Source organism: uncultured Virgibacillus sp. (assembly GCF_947495635.1).
Lineage (GTDB): Bacteria > Bacillota > Bacilli > Bacillales > Amphibacillaceae > Virgibacillus > Virgibacillus salarius.
In genome coordinates this window covers 1-18,933 of record NZ_CANMAB010000083.1, presented here as the reverse complement: position 1 = coordinate 18,933, position 18,933 = coordinate 1, and the positions used below count along the sequence as shown (strand labels likewise).

The window sequence follows — 18,933 nt, the reverse complement described above, 5'->3', positions numbered from 1 at the left end:
GGATCGGATTAGACTAGAAATGAAACATAAGACGCTAAAAGCTGCATAAATAAAATTGATCTTTATTAAAAAAACTTAAAAATCATCAAGGAACAACTCTATGCATTTTTAAAAACAGCAATTATGAAATTGATTCAAATACGTACCTATTTCTTAAGCACCATGAATATTTTCAAAGAAACGATGGAAGACAGTGACGACAAAAACGGTAATACTCGTTAGCATTAAATAACCATCGCCGAATAAACCATTTAATACATTGTAAAAGAAACCAACACCTTCTCCTGATGGAATCCATTGGTCAATAACTTCAGCAAGTTTAAACGAGATTGCTACTAGTGCAAATGCTATACCAATAGCAAAAGCAATATCTTTTAATGAAACTTCTTTTCGTTTCCAATAGGTACGAACCCCATTCTCTTGAGAATCATTATTGTTTTTTTCCAATTCATCGAGGTAAGGTGTATGGAACCTGTTACGAATGAATGTTATTGCTGGCAGCATAATTAGAGTAAAAAAGTAAAGCGCCATAAGAATATTATCAGCCACTATAGCAGAAGAAGCCAATTCCCCTGGTACCTCAAGCTTAGCTGACAAAGCAGCAAAGTTCACGCCTCCACCTGTATAGGAACCTGTTTCTAATCCTGTAATCTTTGTAGCATTTGGAATCCATTGATGCATAGACATATAAGCAACAAAGCCCCCGATTACAGTACCTATTGAACTAATAAGAAACAGCAATAACATTCTGCCGCTTTCATTCCATATTTTCTTAAGATTTGCCTGGAATAATAACAGCGGAATAGCAAGTGGGACAACATATGACCAAACAGCATCGTAAGCAGGTGCTTGACTTGGAATCACATTTATATTTACGAGAACCATCGCACCAACAAGAGCGATAATAGCACCCGTCACCTTGGAGGCCCACTTATATTTTTGTTCTAAGCATATGCTTACAGCAGCCCAACCTGCCATAAAGGCCCATAACAACCATGTATCTTCTGAACTTATAATTGATGTAATCATGCCAACCCCCCTTTAATTGTTGATAGTTAATACCCCTAGTTCGTCTATCATAAAAATACTAATTATAATATAGAATTTTCTAATTATTGTCAAGAGGAAATAACTCCTTTTATGTAGATCATATAGCAATAAAAGAGAAACCCTTCCTTCTTCTATATGCTATTCTTTGCTTACCGAAAGAATATACTTGAGAAAGGAATGATTATTTATGTCAGAATCAATGAAGCATTGCTGTAGCAAAAATAATACAGCTGATAATGAACAGCTTCGCAAAACTCATGTAAATCAAGCGATGATTGTAACAAAAGAAGATTGGAATAAAGCACATCAGGCCTTTTTAAAGAAGGAAAAGGAACATACTCGAGAGCGCGATAAATTAAATGCAGAACGTCGTCACTTACCTATGGTAGAAATAACAAAAAACTATACATTTAACGGATTAAAGGAGCAATATAGCCTTCTTGATTTATTCGCCGGAAAAAAACAGCTTATTGTTTATCACTTCATGTTTGACCCCAGTTGGGTTGAAGGCTGCGATGGCTGTTCTATGATGGTAGATAACATTGGACACCAAGCTCATTTACGTGCACGTGACACGACGTTGGTCTTAATTTCTAGAGCTCCTATGGAAAAAATACATCCCTTTAAAAAGCGAATGGAATGGACCTTGCCATGGTACTCTTCCTTTAACAGTGACTTCAATTATGACTTTGGAGCAACTACGAAGCAAGGAGAAGAAACGCACGGATACAGCGTATTCTTACAAGATAACAACAAGGTTTATCATACGTATTCAACAGGAGCACGTGGTGTTGAATACTTAGGTAGTAATTGGAGCTATCTTGATATCACCCCGATGGGCAGACAAGAGGATTGGGAAAACTCACCTACTTGGGTCAGGAAAACCCCAAGATATGAATGGTGGAAACATCATGACAAATACACAGACTCCTTGTCTTGACATAGATCAAGAGATTGAGATCAATAATTTTCAGTAAAATAAAGCAGAACAATAAGATACCGACCCTCAGAAGTTAGAGTAAAAAATCTAACTTCTGGGGATCGGTACCAACTTTTTAAATGTTAGTTGTGCTTTGGCTAATTCTAAATTAGTTGTTTGGTTTTAATAACCCCTATATAGCGAGACAGCGAAGTATTTTCGCAACGCTGTACTTCCAACACTGGCTAAATGACTTCTTTGATCCGATTACCTATGCGCAAATGATGAATGGTAATTTCCGGACGACTTCCAACTCGAATATTAATTCCTGTTTGACCAAGCCCTTCACTAATATAAAAAGGACGACCTTCTAATTTATGAAGTCCTTTAACCATATTCAACTTGACCAGTTTCCCCATTTTCCGAAGGTGGTAAGGTTTTGGCCAATGAATTTGCCCGCCATGAAAATGGCCTGAAAGCAGATAATCAAAATGATACTTGTCCATTTCTAAAACTACATTTGGATCATGTGTTAACACAAGATTACTTCCTTGTTGCAAACCTGCAAACGATTTAACTAGATTACTATGATTTGTACTAAAATTATCAATGCCAATAACATTAACAGCCTCACTATCTACTGTAATTACCGCATTTTCATTCTGAAGCGTTTTGAATCCATACTGATTCAGTATATCTTTTAATTGCTGAAAGTCTCTATCCTTTAACACATAATCATGATTACCAAAAACCGCATAAGCACCATACTTAGGATTTAATTTACTCAATTCCTCTAAATAAGGTATAAGCTTGGGAATACTTTTCTTACGATCTAAGAAATCTCCTGTTAACGCAATTAAATCTAGCGATTGAGAGTCTAATTGTTGCATTATATTTTGTGGAGTTATCGATATATTTTCAATATGCAAGTCTGAGATATGCAATATTTTTAGTACTTTCCCTTTACTTGTTTCTATATCTTTTTCTATATCAATTTGATTAACAACCACAGAATGCGTATTTCTATAGCCTATATATATAAAATAACTCAATAATGCTATAATTCCAATACTTATATACATGTAGAAATCACCCCTGTACTCTATTATAAAGGGTGATCATCGTTTGTTCACTTGTAATATATGGATATAACATAGCATTCCTAGTAGGTTGTAATTTTCATCGTTGCACAAAAGCGCAAGCGCCCGATTAGAAACGTAGCGACTGGAGCAAGTCTACAGAGATAAAGGAATCACGGTGAGCTTGTGAACCGATGATGACTTATCATAGGGCACTGGAGCTGGACGCGGCTCAAACGATATTTATTAACATTGGCAAATTTTATAATTTCCCTAGACTACAAAAAAACAATGATTTACCTACTTCATAACCCTTCTCTATTTTACAGTTCTCCTTCTACAATTCTCCTTACATGAAACAGTGATATTCGCTGCTCTTGTATACTCATTTGACAAAAAACCACCTAGTTGTTACAATTTTTAAAAAAAGCCGTCCGGTTGGTCTTTTTTATGTTGGTTAATTGGAGGAATGGTAATGAATACGAAAGCTGAGAAGAAACGAGAACATATATTAACATCTGGTACAGCGTTTATTCTTGAGAATGATTTTAATTCGTTAACCTTGGACGCTGTTGCTAATCATGCTGGAATTAGCAAAGGCGGTTTACTATATCATTTCCCAAATAAAGATGCTTTATTAAAAGGTTTATCTGATCATATATTTGAGCAATTTACCAACTCATTTAATAAACATGCAGAAAACGATCCTAATGAAAAAGGAAAGTGGACACGAGCTTTAATTGAAGCATCTAAATGGGACTTGGATAATAACGCGAAACTAAATATTGGAATCATGGCAGCATCCATGCTAAATCCTGATATTTCAGAAGGACTTAGCAAGGGATATCGTTATATGCAAAATAAAGTTGAGCAAGACAATCTAGATCCCGTTACTGCTAGTATTATCCGACTTGCCATTGATGGTATTTATTATTCGGAAATGCTTGACATGGCTCCATTAGATGAGAATTTACGTGAGAAGGTCATTGAAAAATTAATTCAAATGACAACATAGGAGGTGCCCCTAATGATCAATCCATTTGTAATTTTAATCATTGCTGTTTTAGGTGAAGTGTTTGGAAATTCTATGTTGAAGCAGTCCAACGGATTCAAAAGGCTCCTCCCTTCCTTAGGAGTTATATTTGGAATGGGGATAGCGTTTTATGGACTATCGCTCACGCTTACTGCTATACCACTTAGTACTGCATATGCAGTATGGTCTGGTGCAGGGACTGCATTGACTGCACTCATTGGAGTTCTTGTTTATAAAGAAAAATTTAATTTTAAAAAAATAATCGGCTTAGTTTTTATTATTGGTGGCGTTATTTCTCTAAAATTATCGAGCGGAGTATAATAGTAGATTGGAGGTTTTTCTTATGAAAGGATATGTCATGTTAGCCATCTCAATTATAAGTGAAGTATGTGGTACAACAATGCTTAAAATACCCGATGGTTTTTCTAATCCTTTACCATCTTTTGGTGTCGTAGTTTCCTTTGCTTCAGCATTTTATTTCCTCTCTATTTGTTTAAAAACAGTAGCCCTAAGCTTGGCATATGCTATTTGGGCTGGAATTGGAACGGCATTGACTGCATTAATAGGAATACTAATTTGGAATGAACCATTTAGCTTCTTGACCGTGGTTGGATTGATTTTCATTATTGGAGGAGTTGTCTTACTAAATATGCCAAATAATCAAGAGGATAAAGTTTTGCATCCATCAAGCTAATGATTAGATAGATGGATATCCACATCATAAACGATATACAATTAGCACGAAAGCTCTTTACACATCCCAATATGAAATGATTCGTCTTCGATTATAGGAAGTAATTCCATCATATCATCAATGATAAAATCCGCATTAGCACTTCCCCAATATGCATCTCTTTTCCAAATACTTATCATCCCCGACTTTTTAGCAGGATGGACATCATTTTGGGGATGATCACCTACAAATATACTTCTTGCTGCGGCAACTTGTAACCGATCTAAAGCGCTTCTAAAAATCTCTAAGTCTGGCTTTTTTATTCCCTCGTATTCAGATACCAAAACCTCATCCATAAACGGAAAGATCCCTGTTTTACGAATGACATCCATTTGGAACGGTCCTTGTCCATTTGTAATTATGCCAAGTTTTAATGATCGTTCTTGCAGTGCTTCCAGCAATTTTAAAACTTCAGGAAAAAGGATGCAGTTAGTTTTGAATTGAACCAAATAATCAGTTAATAACTGTTTAGGTGTTATGCCAGTCACATTAAATTCCTTAACCATTTGTTGATATACTTTGTCTTTCCATACATGTCCCCTTTTATCCAATGTTATAAATCGATTGACATAGCATTTTTTAGGTATATGACTGAAATAAGGATAGAAGCGTTCATATTGATTCGTGACAAACCGTTTTATAGAAGCTTCTCTATGAAGTAACGTTCCATCCAAATCAAAAATAACAGCTTCTATCATTTTCCCTTACTCCTCATCATTTTGATAAATTCATAATTAGATCCATTCGTATGCTGCGTAAAGGATTCCACAGTCTGAAATCCGGCTTTTTTATACACTTTTATAGCTCGCTGGTTAAAACTAGCTACCGATAACGTTAAACGCTGACAAATATACTTTTTCTCTGCAAACTGAATACCCGCTTGCAAAAAATTTAGCCCTAAACCAATCCCCGTTAATTCTGGCTTCATCCCAAGCCCGATTTCTACTTTATGATCCCCACAATGATAGGTAAAAAATCCTACTAATTCATTCTTTTCATCATGTACAATAAAATGAGAACCTTGACGTCGTTCAGGATTAAGGAATTCTTGTAAATCTTCTTGATCTTCTTCCATATTATAGAAGCGATACTCTCCATCGTAATGCCACTCGTAAGCAATAATTTCAGCCTGTTCCTGCGTCATTGGTTTAAAAAAGTAATGCATATCGGATTCTCCAATCGTGTTGTATCTTTTTCTATAATTAAACTTGAAGTTAAATTATATTTGCTTCCTAAACAAAACTCGATCATGGTTTATCCCATCATATTGCGTGTGAATAGATATACCATCTACAACGTTATCTCCCTTAACAATATCAAAACCCATATGGGTATGAAATGCTATTGAGTTTCTATTCTTTGGCGAAGTGACACAGCGTATTACTTCAACGTTAAACCGTTTCATAACCTGAAAAAACGTGTGGTATAATCGTTTTCCGATTTGCATATTTCGGTGATTTGGGTGTACACCAATAAAATGAATATAAGCCGTGTTTGTCTGGGATTGAGATACGAAGCCTATTAAGAAACCAATGATTTCTCCGTTTTCTTCAACTATAAAGCTACTATTATTAAAGTGCTCAAAGAACAATTTTGGTACCATATCTGCCATCTGTCTCCCACCCCACCATTCATTTATGATAGGTGAAATACGATAGTAATCGGATCCTTCGATAGACCGAATATTCATTAAATCAACCCCCTTCTTTTATAACTAATTCCACATCCCACTTCATATTATTCTGAATTTTAATTATATCATACGTTCTGAAGCTTTTTCACTTCGTTTAAATTAATGGATTGTAATTCTACCTCTAGGCGAAGAAGTTCGTTCTGTGGTTCCAATTTTTGTTCCTATGCCATTTCTTTTTCATTTGTTTGTTTATTGCCTTTTTTCTTAGCTTTATCAGTCATAGGTGGTCGTCCTTTCGAGTTTCCCAAGGCCTCATTATCACCTTCACTAACAGTTTTTTCCATGAATTAATTATTGGAGGTTGTAGCTCCAAATTAAATGACTGTCTCCGTTTATGAAGAATCTGTTCTCTTCATAAAGCTTCATACATCCAGTGTAAATGGAACAGAATAAACTTGCTATTCCCGTTGCCTTATTAATCCTTCCCTCCCAAATTTCTTATACAATTCTTCAACCCACCGTTTACGCGGGAACTGCTTGTCAATCCATGCTTCTTAGCCAACATGTCATATCCTAAATAACCCCTTAATATGCTCTTACTACTATTAACTTAAATGGATCACTATATTTAGCCATAAAGAAACACCCCAAAAGAAAGATTTCACTCTCACTTTTGGGGTGAAGTACATTTATTTCATTTAGTTATTCTGTTAATAGAGGATAATATCCTTCTTTTGTATGCGTTTCGCTACCAACTAATGGTGGGTTAAATACACATACCATACGCATTTGTGTACGGGCACGAAGCTCATGCTTATCATGTTCATCTAAAAGGTACATAGTTCCTGGTTTTAATTGATATACTTCACCAGTTTCTAATTTTTCAATCTCACCTTCTCCTTCGATACAATAGACAAGTTCAATATGGTTTTTGTACCAGAAGAAGTTGTTGGTACCCGCTTTAATAATGGTATCATTCATGCTAAAACCTACACCATCTTTTTTATAAATAAATCGACGGCTTGACCAATTTTCCCCAGATGTTTCATCTTCTGTTCCAATAATATCTTCAAGTGATTTTACGATCATGAATAATCTCCTCTTTTCTATCTTATATAAAATGTTTACTTCAATACTTGTTTAATAGCTTCTTCAAGAATATCAAAACCACTATTTATCCCTTCTTCTTCAATTATTAAAGGAGGAAGGAATTTTACAACCTCATCATTTGGTCCAGATGTCTCAACAATTAATCCGCGATTAAATGCCTCCGCACAAATCTTATTGGCAAGATCTGCTTCTTGTATCGCAATACCTTGCATAAACCCACGACCTCGTGCCTCACCTTGTAACGTGGAGAATTTATTAATAATAGATTCTATACGTTCGCGAATAAGATTAGCCTTTTGCTGAATAGAGTTGCTAAAGGCATCTGTTTCCCAATTTGTTAAAGCTTCCGTAGCTGCAATAAACGCTAAATTATTCCCACGGAATGTCCCGTTATGCTCACCTGGTCCCCACTGATCAAATTCTGGTTTAATTAATGTAATAGCCATAGGTAGACCAATACCCCCTATTGATTTAGAGAGACAAATAATATCAGGTTTAATTCCTGCAGGTTCAAAACTAAAGAATGTACCAGTCCTACCACATCCAGCTTGAACATCATCAATAATTAACAGAATATCCCAACGCTTACAGATAGATTCGATTTTCTTTAGCCATTCCATGCTAGCCGCATTGATTCCGCCTTCTCCTTGTACAGTTTCCAAGATAATTGCTGCAGGTAATGCTACACCGCTTCCACTATCCTCGAGGAACCGCTCTAAGTAAGCAATTGAGTCCTGATCCTCTACATATTCGTCAAATGGCATAGAAACACTATGGTGAAGAGGTATTCCTGCACCATGACGTTTAAATGAGTTACCAGTCACGGATAATGAACCTATTGTCATTCCATGAAATGCATTTGTAAAACTAATAACCGTGTCGCGCCCCGTTACCTTTCTAGCTATTTTCAAGGCGCTTTCTACAGTATTCGTTCCAGTTGGTCCCGGAAACATTATTTTATAGTCTAGTTGACGAGGTTTAAGTATAACGTCGTTGAACTGATCTAGAAAGTTCTTTCTAGGAGTTGTGCCCATATCCAAACTATGAATGATTCCGTCATTTTGAATATATTCAATCAGCTTTTGCTGCATAACATCATTGTTATGACCATAATTTAATGCACCAGCACCAGCAAAAAAGTCAATATACTCTTTTCCATCTATATCCCATAGTTTATATCCTTTAGCCTTTGTAAAAATTGTTGGCCAGCCTCTGCTATAGCTTCTAACCGATGATTCCAATTCTTCAAAGGTTTTCATTTTTTCATTATTTAATACTGCTGTAGTCACCAAATCATCCTTTTATTCATTATTTCCCTTTTGAAAAGGGCCAATCTTATACAGTTGCTCATCTTCATGTCCTGTTCGTGGAAAATCAATTGATAAATAATAATTTCCAACCACACATTCTGTGTCTAGCTTTTTTGCTAAACCTAAAAATAAATACTGAGAAGGTAAATTGGATGGCGATACCGTTGCTTCAATAAATCGAATATCTGATAATTGTTCCCGCTCTAACAACTTCATCAACATTTTCGTTCCTAACCCTTTACCCCGTTGAGTTTCTCGAACAGCAACCTGCCAGATGAATAATGTATTCGGTTTATTCGGATGAATAAACCCAGAAATGAATCCGACCGTTTCCCCTTCACTTTTCACAACAATGGATGATTCTGAGAACATATCACACCATAGGATATAGCTATAAGAAGAGTTAAGGTCAAGGTTACCAATTTCATGGATTAGTTCCCACACAGCTGCCCCATCATCTTTTGTAGGCATACGAAACTCAAGTTCCTGATCAATTTCACGTGTTTTTGTAATCGTGCTAATGGTTCTTTGGATGCTTCCACCTCCCAGACTTTGGTAAATAATCTACTATATAAGCTTATAAATAATTAGGGGGAAGCGTCAAAAGCCTTTAAACCTTATATAGCTTGATTAAACTTGCTGAGTTACGGTGACAGTTAAATAAAGGGCAATCCTTTAAGAATAGCGCCCAAAAATTCTAAAAAATACGATGGTTATACCAATTCAATTAGTTGCAATTCCAAAAAAACTTCAATTTCGCCAAAAAGCGTCTAAAATATAGGAATGAGCCCATTTAGCAGATATATCATTAAGAATCCTCGACCATATTGGTATGTTACAAGCATTCAATTATTTCCGCTTTTTAATATTAAATAAAAGAAGTACCATAACCCTATTTATTAAGGCAATAGCACTTCTATTAAATACTAATTCGACGCTATCGTTTCTTTTATTAGCATATTTTTCTCTATCTCCCCATTTTTAATAACAACTTGTACAGTTTCATTCGTTGCAAGCGAGTAAATATCCTCCAATGGATTCCCCTTTACAACAATAACATCTGCTAACTTTCCTGTTTCAATTGTTCCTACTTTTTCTTCCCATCCTAAACATTCAGCAGCCGTTTTCGTCGAAGCAACAATAGCTTCCATAGGGCTCATTCCAACGTCTACCATAAGCCCTAATTCTCGAAGATTCGTCCCATGCTTCATTACGCCAGCATCCGTACCCATTGCTATTTTCACACCAGCTTGATGTGCTTTAGCAATACTTGCTTTATGCTGTTCAATTACCTCTTTCGATTTTTGCACGGCTGTATCAGGCATGCCTGTTTCCTTTGCTGTTTCCAGAACGGCAACTGGCGCAAGCAAGGTTGGTACTAAAAACGTACCATTTTCAAGCATCATTTCAATGGCTTCATCATCTAAAAATATTCCATGCTCAATGGAATGAATTCCTGCTTTAACAGCATTTTTAATCCCTTCAGCACCTTGTGCATGTGCCATAACTTTTACGTTTTTCCGAAAACGTCCTTCCTCTACGATCGCTTTAAGTTCATTTAATGAGAATTGAGTAAATTCTGGGTGATCTGTGGCACTCAATACTCCACCAGTTGCATGAACTTTAATAACTTCAGCTCCTGCACGTAGCATTTCTCTTGTCTTTTTACGAACCTCTTCTACCCCATCACACTTTCCACTTGGCATTCCAGGATAATTAGAAGGTAAAAGATCAACTACATTTCCGGAAACTGTATAACCATCTCCATGTCCACCAGTAATTGTTAAAGCGTTAATACTTAATTGTAATCTTGGTCCAGAAATAAGCCCTTCTTCAATGGCCTTTTTCACTCCTAGATCAGTCCCCAATGCGTCCCGAACTGAAGTAATACCTGCATGTAACGTAGTCTTTAAATACTTAGCTGCTTGATAATACATAAATGAGAATGGTATTGCAAGCCTATCAGCAATTGGCGAAAATTCCATCATCATATGCACATGAGAATCAATTAATCCAGGTAAAATAGTGCCTCCTTGAGCATCTATTACAGCTTCTTCTCCGGATTTCGCATACCCTTCTTGTTTACCTACATAGGTGATTTTCTGATCTTCAATAACCACAATTGAATTTTTTAATGGTTCTTTTCCTGTACCGTCAATTACAGAGCCATTTTCAATAATTATTTTACTCATTTAATCTTCCTCCTTATAGTGTTTGAACCAAAAACCCAGCAATAACAACAGATGCAACAGTAACAGTAGTGAATCCGCCAATAAGCATTGGAGCTAGTAATTCATTAAAGATAATTTTCTCTTCTTCTTCATTTCGTGCAGCACTTCGACTAACTTCTTCACATAGGAGATAGTCACCTGGAAAGCCAAACAATGCAGTTAATGCTACTGGCATTCCTTTTAATGGATCCCATTTGACTAGCTTAGAAACAATAAACCCACCCAGCGCAATACCAAATGTTCCCAAAATTAGAATTAATAGAATGCTTGGTAAATTGGCTAGTACTTCTTGTGGTGTTACATCTGCCATTGTACCAATTACTACAAAGACAATCGCAATCATCGTAATGGTGAATGAATTTGCTTTTTCTAATGTCTTCGTTTCAAAAATCCCAATTTTAAGTCCTGCAATTCCAATCGCCAAACACCATAATGTAGCATGAATAGGAGTTACTTCACCTAACGTAGTACCAATAGCTGCACCGATAAATATATAAAATAACTTAAGAACCGCGCTTTCTCTTAGTGGACTAGCTTTTGTTTTCTCTTTGGTTGCAGCAACTTCATTTGCCATAGGCACAAAGGTTCCATTATCCAGTTGGTTTTGTATTTTCACTGCATACTTGCGCATAAAATTTAGTGCAAGAGGCATCCCGAACAAACCTTGAAAAGCTACGATTAAAGCAGGAATAACAACTAAGCTTGATCTTCCAATCGATGCAAGTTCTTCAGAAGTAATGAGGAGAGCAATAATTCCACCGCTTAGAGGTCCAACTCCAGCAACAGCCGTGCCATAATCAAACATGAGCGAAACAATAACAAGAATAATAATTCCTGATACAATAACTCCACCAAGTGCAATCAATACAGCTTTTACTTGGCTTCTTAACAAAGATAGTGGGATCATCGTCCCCATATGCAAAATAGCTGGTCCTACTAAAATAGCTCCTAAAGCAGCAAATTGTGATTTTTCTAAAATGTCTTCAGGAAATATTCCTGTCCAGACACAAACTAGGAATCCAACCATGGCTGTTAGGAGCATGGGAATCCGAGCTCTAGAAATAATGGAGAGCCATTCTCCTAGGGCAATTAACGCAAAAATAAGTGCAGTAGCAATAAGTGGATTACTTAACAAGAGAACCCCTCCTCAAAATGAATTTTTATTACTATATCACCAGCTTAAATTTTTGTCTATACTGTTTTTTCAGACAATTTATTACAGTTTTAATAGTATAAGTTAATTAATTTTTTCGAATTAACTAGCCCAATTATTGATTTATCAGCAAAGAAAACGGTTCCTTTATTATCGATACATGATTTCAATTCCCGCTCATATACGACGAATTTCGACAAAATTTTTTTTGATTTTCAAGGAATATAGAAATTTATGTGGCGTTTATATCTAAAAACGCTCTACTTAAAAGACGGACAACGTACTCTTTATCTTCAGATGCGTAGATAAACGATTACGGAAGAAAAGGTTTCGGACGGAAAACATAAAACCCTCTGTACATTAGCATAAGGCTGCTAACAAGCCAGCAGAGGAAAAGTAAAGTATCTTTCAGGAGCAGCTTCGTTGCACGAACCGTTATTTCTAGTTGGTTATCATTCTTTGTTTTTAAAATTTTTATCCTATCTTATTAATAGCGCTTCTAATTACACTTGCGCCCACTACTATTATTCCATTAAAGCATAGGTTATTAGTGTAGATTTAAGCAAAGAGGTGATTATTTGTGGATAATAACGATAATCGTTTAAAGCGAGTTGAACGGAATCCCTTTCATGGCTTAATGGAGCAAATGGATGCATTCTTTAATGAATCTGCAAAGAATTTCAATTCATTGGTAAAACGCCCTTTAAACGTCCATACCTATGAAACAAAGTCAAATGTAATTGTTGAAGCAGAATTACCTGGATATAAACGTGACCAAATCCAATTAGAGATTATCGGAAATCAATTACGTATTGCAGTGGAAGAATTTTCATCCAATGAGCAGGAAAGAAGCTACCGCGGCCAACGTGCGGAACGAACAATTACGATTCCATTCACCATATCGGAAAAAGAAACAAAGGCTGACTTAAACAATGGAATATTACAAATAACCATTCCTAAGAAGAATTCAAGTAGACGATTCATTGATATTAATGACTGACAGAAAAAACACCATTTTAACATAACATTTTGTTAAGATGGTGTTTTGAATGTAAGGACATTCTCCTTTCATATTTATGCTAATTTTTCTTCATTATCTTGTGGTGGATCAATATTTTCACTTTGCTTTGCCCAAATGGTTGCTAGAATAGGTCCCGAAATATTATGCCAAACACTAAACAAGGCACTCGGAACCGCCGCGATCGGTGAAAAATAAGCAAGTGCCAATGTTGAACCAAGTCCAGAATTTTGCATACCCACTTCAATTGCCACCGCCTTTTGATCTTTGATATCAAGTTTTACAACTTTTGCTAGCAGAAATCCAAGTAGTAATCCTAATCCATTATGCAAAATTACAACTGAAAAGACAGTAAATGCTGATGAAGTAATATTTTCTGTATTCACAGATACAACAGCACCTGCAACTGCAACAATGCCAATAACTGAAACGAGCGGTAAAACTTTTATGCTTTGTTCAACTCGTCTTCGAAATACCATACGAATAACAATGCCTAGAATAATTGGTATTAAAACGATCTTTACAATGGTCAAAAACATACTACCAGCCGAAATCGGCAGCCATTCACTTGCCAATAGCCAAGTCATTGTTGGAGTTAAAACTGGGGCAAGCACTGTAGATACTGCTGTTACGGAAACAGATAGTGCGGTGTTACCTTTTGCTAGAAACGTCATAACATTGGATGCTGTGCCACCTGGGCAGCAACCAACTAAAATAACACCGACTGCTACTTCTGATGGAAGTTGAAAAAGGATGGCCAAGCCATAAGCCAATAAAGGCATGATGGTATATTGTGCTAATACTGCAAGCATGACACTTTTTGGTGCTTGAACGACACCTTTAAAATCAGCCGTGGAAAGTGTTAACCCCATACCAAACATGATGATTCCTAGAAGTAGCGGAATGAATGAAACTATCCAAGAAAAACCACTTGGAAATATAAAACTTAGAGTCCCAAATAGAATAACCCAGATGGCAAATGTGTTGCCTGCAACTGTACTAATTTTTTCTAATAGCTTCAAGTGGACTCCCCCCTTATTTAAATAATATTTCAATATAATAACAAAAATCTGATAATAAAGTCTAGTACTAATCTGCCCTTTTAAGACCTATTACACATATTGCTGAAGTGACAAAAACAGGAGTATAGTACCAAAGCTAATTAGCCAAGCAGAAATATGTTTTTCAAGATCCATTGTTGTACACGGTAAAAATTTTGGTTTATAATCATAATATATTCAATGAAGAAAAACAGGCACATTCTAAGTTAACGTACATATTTATACCTATATGTACTCATAAGTTGCCCTAATCCAACTGTTTATACAACGACCAAAAGGAGATGACAAAATTGATAGAGGGTAAGCCAATTTACCAATATCAAGTTGGAGATCAACTACAGATTACATCTATTAAACTAAAAAATGTAATGCGAAGAAGACTACTAGATTTAGGTTTTGTACCTGGAGTGACTATAGAAGTAGTACAAAAAAGTCCATTAGGTGACCCTGTAGCGTTTAAAGTGTTTCATACAACAATCGCTTTGCGTAAAGAAGAAAGCTCACTTATTTATGCAAAAAAAATGAATCGCGAGGTGATATAAATGAGTCACACGATTGCCTTAGCAGGTAACCCGAATACCGGAAAAAGTACATTGTTCAATTTATTAACTGGATTGAAACAGCACACTGGAAATTGGCCAGGTAAAACAGTCGTACGTGCGGAAGGAGAACTTAAAACGGATAATCATATCTATCAGGTTATTGATTTACCTGGAACCTATTCCCTTTATTCCAACTCTGCGGATGAAGAAGTCGCAAGAGATTTTATTATTTTTGAAAAGCCAGATATAACCTTAGTTGTCGTAGATGCAACTTCATTAGACCGAAATCTAAATTTAGCATTACAAGTTTTTGAAATGACAAGCAATGCTATTCTTTGCATCAATTTAATTGATGAAGCAAGAAGAAAAGGAATACACATAGATAAGGAAGAGCTATCTCGCCAATTGGGAATTCCGGTTATTTTAATATCAGCCCGAGAAAAAATTGGTATTATTCAATTACTTAAAACGATCGACCAAATGATTGATGGCAAAATACAGACACATCCGTTTCAAGTTCAGTACGCAGACGAGGTGGAACAAAAAATACATGAATTACAGCCTAAAATACAAGCTATTTTTGGTGACTTATTACCTTCCAGATGGCTATCCCTTCGATTATTGGATGGAGATAAGCAACTGCTTGAGGCACTAAAAGCTTATATTCGAGACCCTAACTTCGTCCATTCTCAGCAACAATTAGTAAAGGGGGATTGTTGTCATGGAGCATAATGTTGAACAGAAGCTACACCAGTTAGATAATCTCTTTAATGAACAAGAAAATATGCAATCAGATGACTTACGAGATCACATTGTTTCACGTATATATACATCTTCTCAGGATCTAACTAACAAATCAGTAGCATATTCGAATAAAAAAGTCTCATGGTTAGATGAAAATTTAGACAAAATTCTCACGTCAAAGGCTTTCGGATTTCCGATTATGCTACTTATGCTTGGTGTTGTAATTTATTTAACTATAGCTGGTGCAAATTATCCTGGTGTCGTCATTGCGGAAGCCTTTGCCACTGTGGAAGATTGGTTAACGGCATTATTTCAGTGGTTGCAAGCACCAGACTGGCTATACGGTATCCTAATAGAGGGATTTTATCGTGGAACATCATGGGTGGTTAGTGTAATGCTCCCACCAATGGCAATCTTCTTTCCAATGTTTGCCCTATTGGAGAACTTTGGTTATTTACCAAGGGTTGCCTTCAATTTAGATCGCTTTTTTAAAAAATCAGGTGCACATGGCAAACAATCGTTAACGATGGCTATGGGGTTTGGCTGTAACGCAGCTGCAGTAATGTCTTCACGTATTGTCGAATCTCCAAGAGAGCGAATGCTGGCCATTTTAACAAATAATTTTGTTCCATGTAATGGGCGCTGGCCATTATTAATATTGCTCGCAGGTTTATTCATGGCTGCAGGCTTTTCTGGGGGAATGAATACATTCATATCAGCTGCTGTCGTTGTAGGAATTGTATTATTCGGTGTAATCATGACACTATTTGTATCATGGGCTCTTTCAAAAACATTACTAAGGGGCGTTCCCTCCCACTATACATTGGAGCTGCCTCCATACCGTAAACCCAAAATATGGAACACGATTGTCCGAGCTACTTTAGATAAATCTTGGTTTGTTTTAAAACGGGCTGTTATTGTTGCGGCACCAGCTTCAGTTATTACGTGGATTTTAGCAAATATATTTATTGGTGATTTAAGTATACTTGAGCATGTTGCTGGCTTTTTCGATCCATTCGCACAAGCCATTGGTTTAGATGGATTTATTTTAATGGCTTTTATACTCGGATTTCCTGCAAATGAAATTGTCCTACCAATTTTATTGATGGGATACCTTTCAACAGGTTCTATGATTGAAGTAGATAATCTTAATGATCTAAAGCAAATTTTCCTTGATCATGGATGGACTTGGTTAACCGCATTAAACATGATGCTATTTTCCCTTTTACATTATCCTTGTGGTACAACAATGTTAAATATATGGAAAGAAACTAAAAGTCCTAAATGGACATTTGCTGCTTTTGCGCTGCCAACCGCAATTGCTATTACAGTAACGTTTACAATTGCACAAATCGTTAGAGGTTTAGGGCTTGTATAAGCTTAACCTTGGTTGTTGATTGTTTCTTTCAACACATACGAAGATTAGTGGGCAATATCTGAACTGCGCCCTGTCAAGTAAACAGTGGAAATAATTAATAATAAAAATGGATTTAAGCGGCTTTAGCTCTATCAACAGGGACTAAGGCCGTTTCATTTACTTGATATCTATCATTCGATATAATCATCAATTGCTTTTGAAAGCTCTTTAAACGTTCCTTACCTATGTAGATAATACTTCTCACATTTCTGAGTTCTCCAAAACAATTCCATTGGTCCGTTATCAATGCACTTACCAACTCGGGACATACTGTGTGTCATTTCTGCTAGATCCATCTTACACTGCGGTTACTAAATAGGCAAACAACCTTTTCTATCAGTAATTAACAAGAAACAGAAATTTGGATGATCTAGGGACAATTACCAAACTTTCGGGTAGAAACTACTATATTGATTTAATAGTATGTTTATTTTCCAATGTCCATTAATGACTTTTAATCAAAACGGTATAAATGAGAATAAACAGTACCCCTAATAGGAGATGAATATAAGATGTTGAAAAACTGCCCCTGCGATAATGAATACCATGAATGCTAGCATATCCTAGTGTGCCTATCGCGATTCCCATGCAAACAGATTTTGTTTTGAATGTAAAATCCATTACAAAATGTCCTATTGCTATAAATAAAATCATAAAAGATGCTAACGAAAACGCAGTAATCAGAAAGGGAGAAAGCGTATCTGTCCAAGCTAAAAAAGACACAAATAAAGCCATTCCTTCAGGTATCTGGTGAATCACAAATGGCCCTAATAGTGTTCCATCTAACAACCAGGTAGCACTATCTAATTCCATACCTACCATCAGTCCAACTGGCAGATTATGAAATACAATTCCTATGATTAAAAAAAACGAACTTAAAATCATCCGTGGTCTCAGCTGGTCACTATTAACAGATTTTAATACATTGGTTTCAAGAAATAACATAAAGGATACGCCACCTAGAATTCCAATTATTAATCCTAAACGATTATAATGACCCATAGCCTCAGGAACTAACATGAAAACTACAATTCCTATAAGTATACCAGAAGCAAACAGATAGAGATTTGCAGTCTGTTTGTTAAAAATAATTTTCATAATCGATGCTAAGAAACCTCCAAATAAAAGACCAATAAAAACAAGAACACCTACGATGACTACTAATTTCATTCACAACCTCTCCTTAAGGATATATTTATACAAGCTCAGAAAAAATTATGAATGAAAGTGAAAATTCAATCAGTGAGGGTTTTACTGCCAGTTATATGTGGGATAAATGTTCATGAATACGTGTATTTTTCATCCATTTTTTACACATTGTTTACCATCATTTCATACATACTTAAAAATGCTGCTTTATACTTGAATTAAAGCTATAGATAATACATGTATGGAGGGATCCAAATGAGGTTTCTTGCCAAAGTTGCTATTTGTCTTACGGCTATGATTATCTACTATGTTTAATTTTCTATGTATGCAAGAAAAGCAACTCCCTTTCAAGCTACAACCTTCTTAATCCATTTAGTCCATAATTAATTTCTGCTCAAAAGATATGCATCCACTAAAATACTATTTGCTAAATTCATAAACCAGCTAATTAAATAATTCACCATCTGCATTGAAGACTGGCCACTCACCTGATTTAGGTAACTTCACTGAGGACGGAGTATGTGCATCTGCGCATATTCGGAACAAAAGCATTTATCGCCCATTGACTCATTACTAATGGATGATGTTTTTTAATTCTTTATGATAGCCAACTACAGTTAATTTATCTGGGAGGATAATTTTATCGTTCACCCTTCATGTTTTGTCTTTGGAGACACCTCCCTCTATAAATTAAAATTATCTCAGAATTACTCCGTTTTTCTCCCGTTTACTTTATATCATTCAAAGAGAA

At 35.9% G+C, this 18,933-nt stretch carries 21 protein-coding genes; 8 read left to right on the top strand and 13 right to left on the bottom strand.

From position 1 onward, the window contains the following. Positions 1 to 153: 153 nt before the first annotated feature. Positions 154 to 1,029: a DUF819 domain-containing protein gene (locus Q1A47_RS15695; protein WP_166530901.1), complete on the bottom strand. Its 876-nt coding sequence runs from the start codon at positions 1,027 to 1,029 to the stop codon at positions 154 to 156. A 208-nt stretch (positions 1,030 to 1,237) separates the two neighbouring features. Between Q1A47_RS15695 and Q1A47_RS15690 the strand changes: the two genes are divergently transcribed. Next, complete coding sequence (locus Q1A47_RS15690; protein ID WP_226983503.1) at positions 1,238 to 1,990, top strand: DUF899 domain-containing protein; 753 nt, start codon at positions 1,238 to 1,240, stop codon at positions 1,988 to 1,990. 224 nt (positions 1,991 to 2,214) lie between these two features. Here Q1A47_RS15690 and Q1A47_RS15685 read toward each other — a convergent pair whose 3' ends face one another. Continuing rightward, the gene (locus tag Q1A47_RS15685) at positions 2,215 to 3,051 is read right to left on the bottom strand and encodes a metallophosphoesterase (RefSeq protein WP_034679388.1); all 837 of its coding nucleotides are present in this window, start codon (positions 3,049 to 3,051) and stop codon (positions 2,215 to 2,217) included. Positions 3,052 to 3,523: 472 nt separating this feature from the next. On the opposite strand from Q1A47_RS15685, the gene Q1A47_RS15680 reads away from it, so the two are divergent. From Q1A47_RS15680 to Q1A47_RS15670, 3 genes are read left to right on the top strand one after another with little or no spacing between them, the layout of a single operon-like run. Beyond that, positions 3,524 to 4,063, top strand: a complete 540-nt coding sequence (locus Q1A47_RS15680) for a TetR/AcrR family transcriptional regulator (protein WP_026682237.1) — start codon at positions 3,524 to 3,526, stop codon at positions 4,061 to 4,063. 15 nt (positions 4,064 to 4,078) lie between these two features. After that, a complete protein-coding gene (locus Q1A47_RS15675; protein WP_026682238.1) occupies positions 4,079 to 4,402 on the top strand; it encodes a multidrug efflux SMR transporter in 324 nt (107 codons plus the stop codon). Positions 4,403 to 4,424: 22 nt separating this feature from the next. Continuing rightward, entirely contained in the window at positions 4,425 to 4,775 is a 351-nt protein-coding gene (locus Q1A47_RS15670; protein WP_166530900.1) for a multidrug efflux SMR transporter, read from the top strand. Between the two features lie 41 nt (positions 4,776 to 4,816). On the opposite strand, the gene Q1A47_RS15665 is transcribed toward Q1A47_RS15670, so the two are convergent. From Q1A47_RS15665 to Q1A47_RS15625, 9 genes are all read right to left on the bottom strand, one after another. Then, the gene (locus Q1A47_RS15665; protein ID WP_026682240.1) at positions 4,817 to 5,512 is read right to left on the bottom strand and encodes an HAD family hydrolase; all 696 of its coding nucleotides are present in this window, start codon (positions 5,510 to 5,512) and stop codon (positions 4,817 to 4,819) included. After that, positions 5,509 to 5,979 (bottom strand): GNAT family N-acetyltransferase, encoded by a 471-nt coding sequence (locus tag Q1A47_RS15660; RefSeq protein WP_026682241.1) that lies wholly within the window; start codon positions 5,977 to 5,979, stop codon positions 5,509 to 5,511. The genes Q1A47_RS15665 and Q1A47_RS15660 overlap by 4 nt, the downstream gene beginning before the upstream one ends. Before the next feature lie 54 nt (positions 5,980 to 6,033). Beyond that, positions 6,034 to 6,504 carry a GNAT family N-acetyltransferase gene (locus Q1A47_RS15655; protein WP_026682242.1) on the bottom strand — a complete coding sequence of 157 codons (471 nt, stop codon included), beginning with the start codon at positions 6,502 to 6,504 and terminating at the stop codon, positions 6,034 to 6,036. Positions 6,505 to 6,668: 164 nt separating this feature from the next. After that, complete coding sequence (locus Q1A47_RS15650) at positions 6,669 to 6,791, bottom strand: hypothetical protein (protein WP_299632446.1); 123 nt, start codon at positions 6,789 to 6,791, stop codon at positions 6,669 to 6,671. A gap of 358 nt (positions 6,792 to 7,149) precedes the next feature. Beyond that, positions 7,150 to 7,536, bottom strand: coding sequence for an ectoine synthase (locus Q1A47_RS15645; RefSeq protein WP_026682243.1), 387 nt, complete (start codon positions 7,534 to 7,536; stop codon positions 7,150 to 7,152). A gap of 35 nt (positions 7,537 to 7,571) precedes the next feature. Then, a complete protein-coding gene (gene ectB / locus Q1A47_RS15640; protein ID WP_026682244.1) occupies positions 7,572 to 8,816 on the bottom strand; it encodes a diaminobutyrate--2-oxoglutarate transaminase in 1,245 nt (414 codons plus the stop codon). A 42-nt stretch (positions 8,817 to 8,858) separates the two neighbouring features. After that, positions 8,859 to 9,338, bottom strand: coding sequence for a diaminobutyrate acetyltransferase (gene ectA / locus Q1A47_RS15635; protein WP_051388386.1), 480 nt, complete (start codon positions 9,336 to 9,338; stop codon positions 8,859 to 8,861). A 455-nt stretch (positions 9,339 to 9,793) separates the two neighbouring features. After that, entirely contained in the window at positions 9,794 to 11,059 is a 1,266-nt protein-coding gene (locus Q1A47_RS15630; RefSeq protein WP_166530899.1) for an amidohydrolase family protein, read from the bottom strand. A gap of 13 nt (positions 11,060 to 11,072) precedes the next feature. Continuing rightward, positions 11,073 to 12,233, bottom strand: a complete 1,161-nt coding sequence (locus tag Q1A47_RS15625; protein ID WP_026682247.1) for a hypothetical protein — start codon at positions 12,231 to 12,233, stop codon at positions 11,073 to 11,075. Between the two features lie 598 nt (positions 12,234 to 12,831). Here Q1A47_RS15625 and Q1A47_RS15620 point away from each other — a divergent pair. Then, complete coding sequence (locus tag Q1A47_RS15620; RefSeq protein ID WP_051388387.1) at positions 12,832 to 13,251, top strand: Hsp20/alpha crystallin family protein; 420 nt, start codon at positions 12,832 to 12,834, stop codon at positions 13,249 to 13,251. A 74-nt stretch (positions 13,252 to 13,325) separates the two neighbouring features. Here the strand turns inward: Q1A47_RS15620 and Q1A47_RS15615 are convergent, their stop codons facing one another. Next, a complete protein-coding gene (locus Q1A47_RS15615) occupies positions 13,326 to 14,291 on the bottom strand; it encodes a bile acid:sodium symporter family protein (RefSeq protein WP_026682248.1) in 966 nt (321 codons plus the stop codon). A 320-nt stretch (positions 14,292 to 14,611) separates the two neighbouring features. Between Q1A47_RS15615 and Q1A47_RS15610 the strand changes: the two genes are divergently transcribed. From Q1A47_RS15610 to Q1A47_RS15600, 3 genes are read left to right on the top strand one after another with little or no spacing between them, the layout of a single operon-like run. Further along, the gene (locus tag Q1A47_RS15610) at positions 14,612 to 14,872 is read left to right on the top strand and encodes a FeoA family protein (RefSeq protein ID WP_026682249.1); all 261 of its coding nucleotides are present in this window, start codon (positions 14,612 to 14,614) and stop codon (positions 14,870 to 14,872) included. After that, positions 14,873 to 15,604 (top strand): FeoB small GTPase domain-containing protein, encoded by a 732-nt coding sequence (locus tag Q1A47_RS15605; RefSeq protein WP_026682250.1) that lies wholly within the window; start codon positions 14,873 to 14,875, stop codon positions 15,602 to 15,604. 52 nt (positions 15,605 to 15,656) lie between these two features. Then, positions 15,657 to 16,994 (top strand): nucleoside recognition domain-containing protein, encoded by a 1,338-nt coding sequence (locus tag Q1A47_RS15600; protein WP_240455860.1) that lies wholly within the window; start codon positions 15,657 to 15,659, stop codon positions 16,992 to 16,994. Between the two features lie 483 nt (positions 16,995 to 17,477). Here the strand turns inward: Q1A47_RS15600 and Q1A47_RS15595 are convergent, their stop codons facing one another. Further along, the gene (locus Q1A47_RS15595) at positions 17,478 to 18,203 is read right to left on the bottom strand and encodes a hypothetical protein (protein ID WP_166530898.1); all 726 of its coding nucleotides are present in this window, start codon (positions 18,201 to 18,203) and stop codon (positions 17,478 to 17,480) included. Positions 18,204 to 18,933: the final 730 nt, after the last annotated feature.

Excerpts from the sequence above, each read along its gene's own strand:
- Q1A47_RS15655 (WP_026682242.1), bottom strand. The coding sequence starts at position 6,504 with ATGAATATTCGGTCTATCGAAGGATCCGATTACTATCGTATTTCACCT.
- Q1A47_RS15690 (WP_226983503.1), top strand. The coding sequence starts at position 1,238 with ATGTCAGAATCAATGAAGCATTGCTGTAGCAAAAATAATACAGCTGAT.
- ectA (WP_051388386.1), bottom strand. The coding sequence starts at position 9,338 with ATGCCTACAAAAGATGATGGGGCAGCTGTGTGGGAACTAATCCATGAA.
- Q1A47_RS15665 (WP_026682240.1), bottom strand. The coding sequence starts at position 5,512 with ATGATAGAAGCTGTTATTTTTGATTTGGATGGAACGTTACTTCATAGA.
- Q1A47_RS15695 (WP_166530901.1), bottom strand. The coding sequence starts at position 1,029 with ATGATTACATCAATTATAAGTTCAGAAGATACATGGTTGTTATGGGCC.
- Q1A47_RS15680 (WP_026682237.1), top strand. The coding sequence starts at position 3,524 with ATGAATACGAAAGCTGAGAAGAAACGAGAACATATATTAACATCTGGT.
- Q1A47_RS15685 (WP_034679388.1), bottom strand. The coding sequence starts at position 3,051 with ATGTATATAAGTATTGGAATTATAGCATTATTGAGTTATTTTATATAT.
- Q1A47_RS15595 (WP_166530898.1), bottom strand. The coding sequence starts at position 18,203 with ATGAAATTAGTAGTCATCGTAGGTGTTCTTGTTTTTATTGGTCTTTTA.
- Q1A47_RS15650 (WP_299632446.1), bottom strand. The coding sequence starts at position 6,791 with ATGGAAAAAACTGTTAGTGAAGGTGATAATGAGGCCTTGGGAAACTCG.
- Q1A47_RS15610 (WP_026682249.1), top strand. The coding sequence starts at position 14,612 with ATGACAAAATTGATAGAGGGTAAGCCAATTTACCAATATCAAGTTGGA.
- ectB (WP_026682244.1), bottom strand. The coding sequence starts at position 8,816 with ATGAAAACCTTTGAAGAATTGGAATCATCGGTTAGAAGCTATAGCAGA.
- Q1A47_RS15670 (WP_166530900.1), top strand. The coding sequence starts at position 4,425 with ATGAAAGGATATGTCATGTTAGCCATCTCAATTATAAGTGAAGTATGT.
- Q1A47_RS15630 (WP_166530899.1), bottom strand. The coding sequence starts at position 11,059 with ATGAGTAAAATAATTATTGAAAATGGCTCTGTAATTGACGGTACAGGA.
- Q1A47_RS15605 (WP_026682250.1), top strand. The coding sequence starts at position 14,873 with ATGAGTCACACGATTGCCTTAGCAGGTAACCCGAATACCGGAAAAAGT.
- Q1A47_RS15600 (WP_240455860.1), top strand. The coding sequence starts at position 15,657 with ATGCAATCAGATGACTTACGAGATCACATTGTTTCACGTATATATACA.
- Q1A47_RS15660 (WP_026682241.1), bottom strand. The coding sequence starts at position 5,979 with ATGCATTACTTTTTTAAACCAATGACGCAGGAACAGGCTGAAATTATT.
- Q1A47_RS15645 (WP_026682243.1), bottom strand. The coding sequence starts at position 7,536 with ATGATCGTAAAATCACTTGAAGATATTATTGGAACAGAAGATGAAACA.